This window comes from Pseudomonas sp. TMW22090, from assembly GCF_022496665.1.
Taxonomy (GTDB): Bacteria; Pseudomonadota; Gammaproteobacteria; order Pseudomonadales; family Pseudomonadaceae; genus Aquipseudomonas; species Aquipseudomonas gregormendelii.
Genome location: NZ_SCFH01000001.1, coordinates 140581 through 154198, shown reverse-complemented (window position 1 = coordinate 154198; position 13618 = coordinate 140581). Strand labels below are relative to the sequence as shown.

11 protein-coding genes are annotated in these 13618 nt (G+C 51.2%); 3 read left to right on the top strand and 8 right to left on the bottom strand.

Going from position 1 to position 13618, the window contains the following annotated elements:
* Window positions 1–302: 302 nt before the first annotated feature.
* Window positions 303–620, bottom strand: coding sequence for a putative quinol monooxygenase (locus EQV97_RS00735; protein ID WP_240888129.1), 318 nt, complete (start codon window positions 618–620; stop codon window positions 303–305).
* A gap of 28 nt (window positions 621–648) precedes the next feature.
* A complete protein-coding gene (locus EQV97_RS00730; RefSeq protein ID WP_240888128.1) occupies window positions 649–1647 on the bottom strand; it encodes a zinc-dependent alcohol dehydrogenase family protein in 999 nt (332 codons plus the stop codon).
* 102 nt (window positions 1648–1749) lie between these two features.
* Between EQV97_RS00730 and EQV97_RS00725 the strand changes: the two genes are divergently transcribed.
* The gene (locus EQV97_RS00725; protein ID WP_240888127.1) at window positions 1750–2637 is read left to right on the top strand and encodes a LysR family transcriptional regulator; all 888 of its coding nucleotides are present in this window, start codon (window positions 1750–1752) and stop codon (window positions 2635–2637) included.
* A gap of 364 nt (window positions 2638–3001) precedes the next feature.
* Here the strand turns inward: EQV97_RS00725 and EQV97_RS00720 are convergent, their stop codons facing one another.
* From EQV97_RS00720 to EQV97_RS00695, 6 genes are all read right to left on the bottom strand, one after another.
* Window positions 3002–4258, bottom strand: coding sequence for an OprD family porin (locus EQV97_RS00720; RefSeq protein WP_240888126.1), 1257 nt, complete (start codon window positions 4256–4258; stop codon window positions 3002–3004).
* A 177-nt stretch (window positions 4259–4435) separates the two neighbouring features.
* Window positions 4436–6220, bottom strand: coding sequence for an acyl-CoA dehydrogenase C-terminal domain-containing protein (locus tag EQV97_RS00715; RefSeq protein WP_240888125.1), 1785 nt, complete (start codon window positions 6218–6220; stop codon window positions 4436–4438).
* Window positions 6221–6314: 94 nt separating this feature from the next.
* Window positions 6315–7646, bottom strand: coding sequence for an MFS transporter (locus tag EQV97_RS00710; protein WP_240888124.1), 1332 nt, complete (start codon window positions 7644–7646; stop codon window positions 6315–6317).
* A 245-nt stretch (window positions 7647–7891) separates the two neighbouring features.
* Entirely contained in the window at window positions 7892–8701 is an 810-nt protein-coding gene (locus EQV97_RS00705) for a crotonase/enoyl-CoA hydratase family protein (protein WP_240888123.1), read from the bottom strand.
* Entirely contained in the window at window positions 8698–10302 is a 1605-nt protein-coding gene (locus EQV97_RS00700) for an AMP-binding protein (RefSeq protein ID WP_240888122.1), read from the bottom strand. The genes EQV97_RS00705 and EQV97_RS00700 overlap by 4 nt, the downstream gene beginning before the upstream one ends.
* Window positions 10303–10313: 11 nt before the next feature.
* The gene (locus EQV97_RS00695) at window positions 10314–11126 is read right to left on the bottom strand and encodes an enoyl-CoA hydratase (RefSeq protein WP_240888121.1); all 813 of its coding nucleotides are present in this window, start codon (window positions 11124–11126) and stop codon (window positions 10314–10316) included.
* A 169-nt stretch (window positions 11127–11295) separates the two neighbouring features.
* Between EQV97_RS00695 and EQV97_RS00690 the strand changes: the two genes are divergently transcribed.
* Together EQV97_RS00690 and EQV97_RS00685 are read left to right on the top strand one after the other, a co-directional pair.
* Window positions 11296–11964, top strand: coding sequence for a TetR/AcrR family transcriptional regulator (locus EQV97_RS00690; protein WP_240888120.1), 669 nt, complete (start codon window positions 11296–11298; stop codon window positions 11962–11964).
* A gap of 504 nt (window positions 11965–12468) precedes the next feature.
* Complete coding sequence (locus tag EQV97_RS00685) at window positions 12469–13404, top strand: LysR substrate-binding domain-containing protein (RefSeq protein ID WP_122838571.1); 936 nt, start codon at window positions 12469–12471, stop codon at window positions 13402–13404.
* Window positions 13405–13618: the final 214 nt, after the last annotated feature.

Below are 13618 nucleotides of genomic sequence, written 5' to 3'. Positions count from 1 at the left end.
CCGGGTGAGGCGCCAATACTTGCATCACGAAGATGTGCGAACTCCGTCATTGGATCAAGCCGCGTCCACAGGTCAGATTCCTAGTTTGCAGGTAGCGCCAAGTGCTTGCTACGGGTCGATTTCGGCTCGTCGTGACCGATTTTCATGTTCCGAGAGCCCTGCTTCAGATCCAAAGCCGGTATTGAAACCGAGTCAGTTTATAGTGCTAACTGGCAACAGGGCTGCGGCAGGTCGTCAACGCTGATTAAGCTAAGAGGCCCGACAATTGTCGGACCAACAACAGGTGTTTCTACCGATTAACTTCAGATTGTAAAACTTATTTTATTTACATCTGAAGTTACAGTTGATAGCGCCTCCACACGGCTAATGAAATTCAAAAAGTGAGGCGTGTACATATGTGCATCCAAATCGGCTTGACTTCTCCACACCTCGTGAATCACGAAAGATCTCTCTTCAAATGTATCACGATACAAACTATATTCCATGCAGCCGGCTTCCAATTTTGTCGCACAAACAAGTTCATGTAATGCACTTAGTAAACTGGGAGCTTCTTTTTCACTGACAGCCAACCTGGCAATAACATAAACAGGTGGAGCTGAAACAATATCGCTACTTTTCATAATATCCTGACGCCCGCTCTTAATATAATTAATCAGTTCGCTCGATGATGACTTTTCCTATTGCATTACCTGATTCCATGCGAGCGTGAGCAGCTCGCACGCCATCTACGGTAAAGTCAAATCTGCTATCGATCAATGTCTTGATCTGGCCGCGATCCACTAGAGATGCTAAACGCTCAAGAATGTTACCGTGATGGGCACGCCCGACATTGTGAATAATTGATACAGCCATAAATACAACGTCTAACCTCAACGCTTTGAAGTGCATATCCGTAAGATCGTAGGTGTCGTAACCAATAGTCGAAATCACATGGCCTTTCAGCTTTGCAACGCGCAAGGAGTGTTGAAGAACTTGCCCGCCTAATGTGTCAAATACAACATCAAATCCATCACCCTTGGTGATGCGTTGATGATAATCATCAGGAGACTCATCCTTGTAGAAAATAATTTCGTCTGCTCCCAGCCTGCGGGAAATTTCCGCTTTCTCCTGGTTGGAAACAGTTGTCGAAACACGAGCACCTAAAACCTTTGCCAACTGTATGCCGATGTGCGCTACACCACCAGTTCCACCATGAACCAGTACGTTATCGTCGGGCTGGATTGCGGCTTTGTCTACAAGTGCTTCCCACGCCGTAATCGCCACCAATGGCAGACTTGCCGCCTCACCAAAAGAAAGAGCTTTCGGTTTGAGAGCGAGCATTTCGGCATCAGCCTCCATCTGCTCTGCGAGTGCGCCGGGGATACCTACAATACCTCCGAAACAGCCGTACACCTCGTCGCCGACTTTAAAGCGAGTTACGCCAATCCCGACCGAACTGACGACTCCGGCCACGTCGATATGAAGGATGGCTGGGAATTTCAGCCCGGCGGTGCCTTCGCTGCCCTTGCGAATCTTGGTATCGACCGGATTCACACTTGTGGCACGAACATCGATAAGCACGTGCCCTGGTCGAACCGCCGGAGTCTCAACATCTATTTCTGTGAAGACCTCTGTGCCGCCATGAGCATAGATCGCAATAGCTTTCATTGAATGTTTCCAGTGCAAGGAGAAAGTCCAAATTAGCACCGTTTGCCGGTTGTGAATATGCTATAGTTCTTGATTGTTTCGGTCTTGTTGGTTGTGAATCTTATGATTGATTCCGTTGATGAACTACGCTTATTCATTGCCGTTTATGAGTCTGGATCCTTACGTGGCGCCTCTGAACATTTACGATTGACTCCAGCGGGCGCCAGCAAACGTCTGCTTACACTGGAAAATCGTCTGGGTCGGCGCTTGTTTAACAGGACCACTCGCAAGCTAAGTCCGACGACGGATGGTGAAATTTTGTATCGTTATGCCCAGAAGATATTGATATCGGTGAATGATGCAGAAAAGTTATTTCTTAATCGCACTGAGTTGGAGGGGCATCTAAGAATTACTGCGTCTGCAACATTTGTACAAAGCTATTTATCGCCGGTTGTTAGTGAATTTCTTCGGGCCTACCCCAAGGTCATAATGGATATTATCCCGACGGATCAAGTGATGGATCTGGCAAAAGGTGGAATTAACCTTGCGATACGACATGGATTTCTTGCTGACTCAAATTTGATTGCGCGGAAAATTTCCATTTCTCGGCGTTTGATATGCGCCTCTCCAGAGTATTGGGGAAATCATGGTTTTCCGGAAAAACCAAATGACCTCATTTCATTGGATGGAGTTATTGTTGGGAAGGACTCGAGCTGGACGGTTTCGAAGGGAGATACACATCATCTCGTTAAACTAAGGAATCGATTTTCTTCTAGTTTTGGAGAAGTCGTGCGTCAAATGGCAATCGCCGGCCATGGCGTTGCACTACTTATGGATTGGCATGTGCGCGAAGATTTAGAGAGAGGAACTCTTGTAGAGGCTCTTCCAGATTGGATAGTTGAGCCTCCTGTCGGTATCTACGCTGTCTATCCGTCAAGGGAAAATATATCTCCAGTAGTAGAAGTCTTTGTAGATCATCTTCAAAAATGGATCAAAGGGCACCCACTGTAAAATTTTGCTTCTTCGACCTGCGCGCAAACTTCTCTCCGTCGAGTAAGAAAAACTATAAGGGACGTGTCTATGTGTATTGCTCTAGCTGCTGGAGTGCTAAGGCGTCACCCAATGACTGTTTTGGCTGGTTTATGCCTGTCGCCGCCATCCGTTTTAGGTCGAAAACGGCCATTCCTAAAGGCAGCGATCGGCGAATAACGGACGTTTCATCCCGGTCCGTTAACCGCCCACAAGCAGGCTTTCAAATTGCTGTCGCATTTACAGAAAACGGAGCGAACTTTAAAGCGCACTGAGGCTTTAACATTCGATCATAGGCTTAACAGGGCAACAACAAGCCCGTTCCGTAAAGGCCGGCTCCAGCAATTCAGAGGGGTATGGAATAACTGAGGATTAAGCGATTCTCGTCGATGTCACTACCAAAATTGGTCGAGCGTACTGTCGCGTTGCGCCATTTTATACCGACGTTTTTCAGAGGTCCGCCCTGTATTACGTAGGCAATATCCGTATCACGCTCCCACTCCTTCCCTTCTGGACGATTCGCTCCCAGGTCGATGTTGTCCCCGGTCAGATAGCGGGTCATAAACGTCAGTCCAGGCAAGCCCATTGCTGCGAAGTTATAGTCGTATCTCGCTTGCCAAGAACGCTCAGAAACGTTGGCGAAATCATTAACCTGTACAAAGTTCACCAAGAAAGCATCAGTACCGCTTATATAAGCGTAACCGCTGTCTCCGCTCATGCGCTGATGACCCAAGCCAAAAGCCTGTGAGCCCAACGTATAGGTAAACATCGCTTCCAACGCACGGTTATCAACCTGACTGGAACTTAATTCAGTGGAACGTGCGAACCGGACATCACTCTTAAAGGTGCTTCCTCCGGACAACGGCGCTACATGGTTCAATGTAAAAACATGTTGATCGTAAACGTTGTCCAAGTGACCATAACCGTAGCCAGCGGTTAACTGATCTGTCCATTTATAGCTAAAGCTCGCAAAATCAAAATTATTACTGGCAAGCTGCTGAGGCTTGAAGTTCTTTACACCGACAGTTGAGATACTAATATCTTCATTGTCTGTAGAATCACGCTGATTTACCTTTGTGAGCCGTCCGGCGTCCACTGTCAGACCGAGCACTTCCAACGAATTAAGTTGACCGCCCCTAAAAGTTTGCGGCAGCAGCCTCGAATCGTTCGCCTGAAGGAGCGGCAACTTGGGAGTCAAAGTGCCTACCTTCAACACGGTTTTAGAAATTCGCATCTTAGCGGTGACGCCCAGTTCGCCGTATTCATCTTGCGCCCTGCGTGGGGACTCACGATCACGTAGGAGCAACCCGCTACCGGACCTGTCTGGGCTCGAATCCAGCTTAACACCCACTAGGCCAAGCGCATCAAATCCGAAGCCGACTGTGCCGGCCGTAAACCCGGACTCATATCGCAACAGGAATCCCTGCGCCCACTCCTCCGCCTTGGACTGCGGGGCATTGTCCTGGCGAAAGTCTCGATTCATATAAAAATTTCGCGTATCGAGTGATGCTTTTGTATCCTTCAAAAAATCTGCATTCGCATAGAAAGATGACAGGGCGCTACCCGCGAAAACCATTCCACTTACCCATATGCTGCAATTCATATTTCTGCCTCTTTTATTGTTTTTGATGGGACAGCCGTATTGAAAAATGTGAAAGCAGATGACATGCAGACGCCATCCGCTCCTTATTTAATTCCAAGGACGGAATCTACATATCGTCGCGCAATCACGAAACAGACAACTTAGAGGTCATCCACACCCCTCTCGCGTCGCTTTCACTCAGACAAACAAAAACTCCTCATTGGACATATCCATCGTGACCTGACTCGAAGTACTAATCACTTTGTAATGATATTCTGACTTCGGCAGTGTTTGTTTGAAGAAAAAATTACCTGTCTTTACCTTCGCTTGAGCGAAGCCGAAATCTGCGGCATCGGTTAGTTGCAATGAAGCGCGAACGATTTTCGCCCAAGCAAATCCCATGGCAACGAGCCCGAACAGCTGCAAATAGTGATGACTGGCGGCGCCATTCAAATGCTCATCATTCTGAGCATTTGACGTGACGTAACGCGTTGCACTACGCAAGTAGCTGAGCGCGTTGCCCAGCAACTCAGCCAAGTCCGTACGGACTACCGAGAGCGCATTTACTTCCTTGTCGATTAACTCAAAGAAACTATTTACCGTCCTACCATCGTTCATCTGTATCTTGCGATGGATCAGATCGAGCCCCTGGATACCGTTCGTACCTTCATAAAGCGAAATGATTCGCCCATCTCTGACGAACTGCTCAATGCCAGTTTCTCTGATGTAACCATGTCCACCAAACACCTGTACCGCCGCATTCGTCGCTTCGAAAGACTGATCGCTGAAAAATGCTTTCAGAACCGGCGTCAGCAAGGCCAGTAGGTCTTCACATTCAGCCCTCACCTCCAAGTCAGGATGGTGGTGACGGCGATCAAGGTGAATACCGGCCCACATCCAGAGTGCTCGGGCACCCTCGACGAATGATTTGCCAATCAGAAGATTTCTACGAACGTCCGGATGGTTGATGATCGCAATAGGGTTGCTACCAGGCGGGTGACCGGGCTCACGACCTTGAAGCCTCTCGGTCGCATATTCCGTCGCTTTTTGAGATGCCGCTTCAGCCAAGCTAACCGCTTGTACCGAAACACCCAGACGTGCGCCGTTCATCATCGTAAACATAGCCTTCATGCCCCGATGCGGCTGCCCAACCAGCCACCCTTGCGCACCTTCAAAAGCCAGGCTCGCGGTCGCAGAAGCGCGCATCCCCATTTTATGTTCGATGCCCGTGCAAACGACGTTGTTGTGCTGTGACCAAATCCCATCGGCGGTCGGTAAAAACTTAGGTACAGCGAACAGCGAAATACCCTTAACACCCGGTGGCCCATCGGGTAGCCGAGCGAGAACGAGATGGACAATATTCTGAGAAAGATCATGCTCGCCCCCGGTCACGAAAATTTTGGTCCCGGTAATTTTATAGGAGCCAGAATCATCCAGCTCAGCACGGGTTTTGAGCAACCCCAGATCTGAACCGCAATGTGGTTCAGTCAGGCACATGGTCCCCGTCCAATTGCCGTTCACCAAGCGGGGCAAAAACGTGTCCTTGAGTTCTTTAGAACCGTGAGAGTAAATCGCTTGGTATGCGCCCTGGGTTAACCCCGCGTAGGTACCGAAAGAGCTATTCGCCGCACTGGTTATCTCGCGAATGATCAGGCCAATCACGTGTGGCAATCCCTGCCCTCCGTACTCGTGCGCTGCCACCAGTCCCGTCCACCCGCCTTCTCGATAAAGCTCAAACGCGGCCTTAAACCCCCTAGGCGTACGTACTTGGCCGTTATCCCAAACACACCCTTCTTCATCACCGGTGCGGTTGAGTGGTGCCAATTCGTTTTCTGCGAGACGTGCACCCTCCGAGATGATTGCTTCGATGAGTTCGGGCGTGAAATCTTCATAACCTGGAAGCGACAGCACCAGGCCGGCATAATCCAATACGTTATTCAGGAGGAAGTTATAGTCGTCTACCGGTGCAGCATAACTGGACATCGAAGTTCTCCACTCGATTGGAAGTCTAAATGCGTATCGAAATAGCGGAACACGTAAGGTTAGGATTCGCTTCGATAATCGGCGCTAACGCTTCCTACGTTTTAATAAAACTTTTGAGGCGCTCAGCGTCTCGCTCGGGATGAACAAAAATCCCCACCGCTAAACCGCCTACAACCAATGCGATACCTAAAATTTGATAAGCTAAGGAATAGCCGGCCAGGGGGTTAGCGGCGTGATCCACCAATATCCCCACCATTGAAGGCGCGATAAGTCCCGAGACATTCTGCAAGGCTAAGAAAATCCCTAATGTACTCGCCAGCTGTCCAGCAGGGGTTATTTGAGAAATAACTGCGTTCATCATTGGCAACGCCACGCTGGCGCACCCGTAACCAAAGATCAGGACGCCCACGACTAGATATGGTGTTTGGATAAACGGCAAACTGCAAAGTGTTAACCCGCCGATCAACAGGAAACCTGCTGTCGTCAAGGCGCGGGTGACGCGCGCGCTGTGATTGCGGCTTGATAAGCGATCAGCAATGAACGTTGATCCGAACATCATGATTAGAGAGGCAATGCTAGGAAGCCCGAACATAAGGCCGGAGTGAAGCCTTGAATAACCGAGGCCCGCTTCCAGGTAGGACGGGATCCACGTTATTGAGGCAGCCACCAAAGCGTATACCGTGAACGTTCCGAAAAGCGCGCCGAGAAATGAAGGGGTCAGCAAGATTTTCCTCAACGGCACTCGCTCGGCGACAACCTCTGCGGCCTGTCCTGGCACGATAGCTGTGGTTCGACTCCTGCGCGCGTACGGACCTTCTTTGCCAATCATCAGCCACAAGACGCACCATAGAACGCTGACAACCCCCATGACAATGAAGCACGCTCGCCATCCCCAGGCAGCGAGTATGAGCGCGAGCATTGGAGCGACAGCGATCTTTGCGATCGACGACCCTGAAGTCACAAGAGCAGAAGGAAAACTACGCTTTTCAGGGGGAAACCATTGAAAGACTGCCGTGTTAGCCATCGCCGTCGCCGGTCCTTCTGCTGCACCGAGCAAAATACGAGAAATGAGTAGTACAGTGAATGTCCCGGAAATCAGAATAGGTAGCTGTATTAAGCCCCACAACAAAGCGAGAGCCAGGAGGATCCAGCGGACCTGAAAACGGTCACCGAGAAACCCAACTGCCGCACCGCTGATACTGAACAAAAAGAAGAAAGCGCTGCCGGTATAGCCAATTTGAGATGCCGTCAGGCCCAAATCCTCTTGGAGCGCACGAGCTACAATTCCGATGATTGCTTTGTCCGCCCAGTTGATGGTTGCAAACATAACAACCATAAGGGTGACCGACCAAGCTCGGCGTTTGTAGTTTTCGAGCCGAGTTGATTTCGCCAGATCCGCTTGCGATGTTTCTATGCTAATTCCCATGAAACGCGTCTCCAATTCTTGTTTTTATTGTACTCGTGATTGTCTCTTTGCTTGGTGAGCCTTGCTCGGAATCACTTATCGCGTGCGAGCCAATACGTTGGCCGAATGCAGCGCAGCCAGGCTTAGTGACTTATATTTCGAAAATGGTCCGGTTCAACAACGCACTAACTTCTAGTGGATATATACACTGCTCGCATACCTTGCTGAACCGCTTATAGCTTTTTTTAAAGTCGAAAATCAGATCGTCATCGTCCGGTAAAATTTGCTGGTCGACGGTCAATGAATGATTTGCGGCCTTCTACGGCATCTTCAGATGACAGGAGCGCAACCAAATCTGGAACCAACTGTTTCGACGCGGAGATTTCCCCCTCCCGCACGGCACGCGTTGCTGATTTCAGTGCAGTTTGGACACCCAGCGGTGCTTGAGTCGAAATAGTCTTGGCAATTTCAATGGCACGCAGAAGTTGGCCATTAACGGCCGTAACTTCTTGAACTAACCCGATCCGCAGCGCTTCCTGCACGTCAAAGGTGTCGCCGGTCAAGATCCAGCGCATTGCGTTGCCCCAGCCCACCTCTCTAGGAAAACGAATTGTCGCGCCGCCGAATGGATAGATCCCCCTGGAAACCTCCATTTGGGAAAATTTGGTGTCTTCCGCGGCGACGCGTATATCGGTGGCCAAAGCAATCTCAATCCCTAGGGTGAGGCACCAGCCCTGGAGCGCGCAGACCACTGGTTTTGTCCGCGGAGCGGTAAAGAATCCTCTCCAATCAACCCCCCCTTCCGGTATTCCGCCGTTGCCGCCTTGTAGCGCGTCACTGACCTGGGCAAGGTCGAGACCACCCGTAAAATGTTCTCCATGTGCATAGAGCACACCGCATCGTATTTCCTCATCCCGCTCCATTTCACCGTAGGCAAGCGCAAGTTGCTCACGCATATCAACATCGAATGCATTGCGCTTGTTAACTCTGTTCAGACCAATTAAAAGCAAATGGCCAACTTTGTGCCGAGTTACGGTACGCGAGTCTCTGCTTAAATCGACATCATCGATGATCATGCGCTTATCTCCGCATTGGGCTGAGTATGTGATGTAAGTAGCTGCTGCTTATCTATTTTCCCCACCGCTGTTCGTGGAAGCATGGCAACAACTTCGACGACCGTTGGCACCTTGAAAGGTGCGAGTTCAGCTCGGCATCGTTCAATTACAAAGTGTTTGTCGAGGTTGGCTCCCTGATTGGCAACTATCACGGCTTTAACTGTCTCGCCTCGATAATCATCCGGGATACCAATTACGGCCACCTCAGCGACGCCCTCGATCTGCCCAATCACCCGTTCAATTTCAGCGGGGTAAATGTTGTAGCCGCTGGCTACAATTAATTCTTTGAGGCGGCCCACCACGTAGACATAGCCATCCTCATCAATCTTGGCGATATCACCTGTAAGTAGCCAGCCATCCCTTAGCGCTTGGGCGGTGAGACCCGGCTCTCTCCAATAGCCTTTCATTATTTGCGGGCCTTTGATGGCAAGCTCACCGCTCTCGCCCGGAGAAACGTCGATAAGCTCTCCGCTGATCGTCGTGACGATCCTGGCTTCAGTGAAAGGCACAGGGATTCCGGCACTTCCATTTCGTCGTTGTAAAAACGGAGGATTGGTGTGAGTGGTAGGCGAAGATTCACTCATTCCAAACCCATCAAGTACTTTTGAACCAGATCGCAATTCAAATTGTGCAAGATGAGCGGGTGGCATTTGTGCACCCGCTGAATTGAAAATCGATACGTGATCCAAACCAAACGATTCCAGATCTGGTTCCCGCAGAAACGCCGCATACATCGTAGGAACGCCAAAGAAAGCGAAAGGCCTGGTCTCTTTGATCAAGTCGAGAACTGCTCGCGAGTGAAATCTCGGAACGATCAACTGATTCATGCCCATCGCCACGCTCATGAGTGTTACGCACGTCAGGCCGAATACGTGACACATGGGTAAGGTGTTAACTACCTTTGCCTCTGGTGGAACTTCCAGAACCTTGAAAGTCAGACGCAATCGCTGCTCGATGTTGGACAGGATGTTTTCATGGGTGAGCATTACAGCCTTGGGCAGCCCGGTCGTACCACCGGTGTATTGCAGCACCGCAATTTCGGAACTCACATCTGGGAAATCCGACCCAGACAGATTGTCATCTGCGGCGTGGGAAATTACTGCCGGGGCGCCGTCCCCAACCAGGCAGACTGCGCATTTAATCTCCTTGCCGCTTTCGCGAAGTTTGGCCATCTGTTCTGGGGTGGTGACGAGTAATGACGTCCCCGAGTGTTCAAGGATACGCACGACCTCTGCAGCGACATATGCTGCATTCACCTGCACGACAATTCCACCAGCTAGCCAGGTGGCAAAAAGTGTTGCGACATATTCCGGCAGATTCGGCAGGTAAATTGCGACCCGATCACCCGCGGCGACTCCTGCACTCTTGAACAGCTCGGTCATGAGCTGAGATTCTGCCTCTAAGCGCTCAAACGTCCAGCTGCCTGTGGGCGAGGTGAGTGCGGTACGGTCACGATATTTTCTAGTCGCGTTTTCCAAAAGCTCGGTCAATTTTTTGTTCGATACATCCAACGGTTCCGTAGCACCCGAGGGATAATATTTGACCCAAGATTTGTTATTCATGGGACTACGCCTCAGACATTAATTGGATGCCCGTTCGCATCCCGCCGAATGGAGTGAGTCTTCCCGCTAGCCTTGAATTCCTTCGCTTCCTCGCTGAAGTGACTAAGCATGTGGGAGTCAAAGTGAGCTCGCAACGCCTGCTCACGCCCCATGATGTCGTAAGTACGATTGATAGATTTTTTGAGAACCTTCAACGCGAAGGCCGGCGCCTGAGCGATCTGATTCGCCAAACCCAATACAGCGTCGTCCAGTTCAACAACTGGAACGACTCGGTTCACCATTCCAGCCGCCAAGGCATCAGCCGCTGTCATACGCTGTCCAGTAAACAGCATTTCCTTAGCCTTGCGCGATCCCAGCACCCAAGGGTGGATCAGCACTTCTACTGCCGAAACCGCCATCGTATGTACGACCGGATCAGCGAAGAATGCATTTTCAGATGCGACCATTAGATCGCACATGTTCGCGACCATAAAACCGCCAGCGATGCACGCGCCGTCGACCTGCGCAATGGTGGGCTTGTGGCAATTCAAGAGATTCAAGCAGTAGGTCAGGTAGTACTGGTCCTCATAGGCCCAGCGCTCTTCAACACTGAAATTTGCGCGAAGTGCGCGTCCTTCTTTCAGGTCATGGCCAGCGGAGAAATGTCCGCCCTTACCCGCCAGCACGATTACACGCACCTCACTATCAGCTTCCGCCTCAGCAAGAGCGCTATTCAGCTCCTCAAGAAGCTGAGTGTTCTCGGCATTTCTCATTTCTGGTCGGTTGTGCCACAGACGTGCAACAGGGCCGATCTTTTCGTACACGATATCTTGATAAGTCGTCATCGCTAATACCTGGGGGAAAGAGTTGCGGTTGCTGAATGCTCGATGCAGAGCAATCTTGACAGTGATAAGACCATCCAATTTGTTCAGTGTCAAGATTGGATTTTGGGCGAGTGAGGTTGCGTTTCACCTAAGCGCGAATCAGAATCGAGGTATTCAAACAGGTGACTAAATGATGAACTCAGCGGACTCCCCGGCAACTCTGAAAGCAAGCTCCAAGCAGGAGCGCAAGCCTTCATATCATCATGGGAATCTGAGGGAAGCCCTTATCGAGGGGGGGCTGGCTCTGCTGGAGGAGTACGGAGCCGCCGACTTGAGCCAGCGTTTGCTAGCCCGTCAATTAGGCGTTTCGCAGACTGCTCCGTATCACCATTTTGGGGACAAAAACGCTCTTCTAGCTGCTCTCGCAACTGAGGGATTTCGACGCTCGGCAAATGTTTTGAAGACTGCCACCATCGAAAACCAGTCGTTAGAGCGACGAGTCCGTGGCCTGTGTGCTGGCTACGTGCGATTTGCACGAGAAAAGCCAGAGCTGTTTCGCCTGATGTACGGCACTGCGGTGCAGCGCAAGAGCGAGTATCCGGAATTGGTTGCGGCTTCAACTGAGGCTTTTGAGGCTTTAGCAACAAAAGTGGCAGAGATGATTACGGATTTCGACATCACGCACGTTGATGCCAGGCAGGCCACTACCTCACTATTAGGCCTTAGCCATGGTCTCGCTCACCTAATTGTGGACCGTCGAGTTTCGCCCATCTTGTCAGAGCTTATCGATGACGAGCGTGTGGTGGTTGAGCAAGCTGCCAGGTTGTTCGTTAAAGGTTTCCAACCCTCGGCAGAGTGAACTCAAATTTTTGTGATTCAAACTCTCAACGGATATTGAAGCGCCGGCCGCTGCCATACGCCGCCTACTGGATCTCAGGGTTCGTTCATCCTTCCCTATTAGATCGCTACTCGAATACTGCTCCTGAGCGCGGAGTGCATCACCGCTTATCGCTCTTGCGAATAAGTTCAGTTCTGCGGCTATTGCGGTTCGTCGCTGTTCTGATCGTGAAGCCTGAGTGAATACTCAGACTGGATATTTATAGCGTTCGATTCGCTAGACACGACCTTTACTACCGACAAGCAGCAACATATCGAAGTCACGTCCAGGCGCCCTGATATGAAATCCAGGGATTGGTGGCCACCGCCTCGATGACAGATTCGGGTCAACTGCTACCAGCCCTCGAAAAAACGCGCGTGCTGAACGGTCAATCCAAACCTGCGACAATGCTAGCTCTTTGGGCTTCGTAGCTTGCGCGGCAAATGCTCAGGTATTTGAATAACAAAATCGCGGGGAGCAGCCACATTGGAATTGAGACAACTGCGCTATTTCGTAAAAATCATCGAGCTTGGCAGCCTGGGGCGTGCGGCACTTGAACTGGATGTTGGCGTTTCAGCCCTTAGTCAGCAAATCTCCAAGCTGGAAAGCGAACTGTGCACTCGCCTCCTGAATCGAACCTCTACCGGCGTGACGCCCACCAGTGCCGGATTCGCGTTTTTACACCATGCCCAATTGACACTACGCCAGGCGGAAAACGCAATCATGGCCGCCCATCGCGGGCGAATGAGCGGTTACGTCAGCGTTGGCTTACCACCGACTACCGCGACGGTGCTCGCGTTGCCGTTGATCAACGCAATGCGTGCGCGTTATCCGGACATACAACTGCATTTGGTGGAAATGCTTTCCGGCCACTTGGCGGCGCAGCTCAACGCACGGCAAATTGATCTGGCCATCCTCTTTCAACTGGAAGGGGGTAAACGCTGGAGCGTGACTCCGCTGCTGGATGAAAAGCTGTTCGTCATCGCCTCGCCCAGCCTGCCCCAAGCGCCTTCTGGTGACAGCGTGCAATTAGCAGACCTCGGCGGCCTGCCGCTGGTGATGCCCAGCGCGCAACATGGATTGCGCTCGGCATTGATGAGCGCGTTCGAACGGGTCGGGCTGACACCCAATGTCATTATGGAAGTCGACGGTCTCGCTGTTTTGATGAACGCCGTGCGGGCCGGTCATGCGGCAACGATACAACCGGGGGCGGCCGCTGCATTGAAAGACGGGTCCGGACTTTCACTGATCAGGATTGCCGATCCCCATGTGGGCCGGCGTAATCTTCTGGCGACGCTGGCTGATGACGAACTCTCTCCGGCGGCGCTGGCAACGCGGTTGGTCATTGTCGATGTGGCGCGACAGTTGGTCCTCGACAAGCAATGGCCTGGCGCTACGTGGCTAGAAGGGGTAGACGCGTAATCTTCCTTCAACCCAGGACACGTAAGTTTTTCCTGACGACAACGCCTTTAGAAAAACTAAACACCCCGCGTCAAAAGCAGCCTTTCGGCCACTGCTTCCCCACCCTATCGTTCTCCCTAATCGAAAGGAGCACTTCGTTCCCGCTTCCCCAGTTTGTTTACAAGGCCAAAACCGACGATACACCCGCACGGTGTAGGATGGAGCGGTTTTTGGG

Excerpts from the sequence above, each read along its gene's own strand:
- EQV97_RS00735 (WP_240888129.1), bottom strand. The coding sequence starts at position 620 with ATGAAAAGTAGCGATATTGTTTCAGCTCCACCTGTTTATGTTATTGCC.
- EQV97_RS00730 (WP_240888128.1), bottom strand. The coding sequence starts at position 1,647 with ATGAAAGCTATTGCGATCTATGCTCATGGCGGCACAGAGGTCTTCACA.
- EQV97_RS00725 (WP_240888127.1), top strand. The coding sequence starts at position 1,750 with ATGATTGATTCCGTTGATGAACTACGCTTATTCATTGCCGTTTATGAG.
- EQV97_RS00720 (WP_240888126.1), bottom strand. The coding sequence starts at position 4,258 with ATGAATTGCAGCATATGGGTAAGTGGAATGGTTTTCGCGGGTAGCGCC.
- EQV97_RS00715 (WP_240888125.1), bottom strand. The coding sequence starts at position 6,220 with ATGTCCAGTTATGCTGCACCGGTAGACGACTATAACTTCCTCCTGAAT.
- EQV97_RS00710 (WP_240888124.1), bottom strand. The coding sequence starts at position 7,646 with ATGGGAATTAGCATAGAAACATCGCAAGCGGATCTGGCGAAATCAACT.
- EQV97_RS00705 (WP_240888123.1), bottom strand. The coding sequence starts at position 8,701 with ATGATCATCGATGATGTCGATTTAAGCAGAGACTCGCGTACCGTAACT.
- EQV97_RS00700 (WP_240888122.1), bottom strand. The coding sequence starts at position 10,302 with ATGAATAACAAATCTTGGGTCAAATATTATCCCTCGGGTGCTACGGAA.
- EQV97_RS00695 (WP_240888121.1), bottom strand. The coding sequence starts at position 11,126 with ATGACGACTTATCAAGATATCGTGTACGAAAAGATCGGCCCTGTTGCA.
- EQV97_RS00690 (WP_240888120.1), top strand. The coding sequence starts at position 11,296 with ATGATGAACTCAGCGGACTCCCCGGCAACTCTGAAAGCAAGCTCCAAG.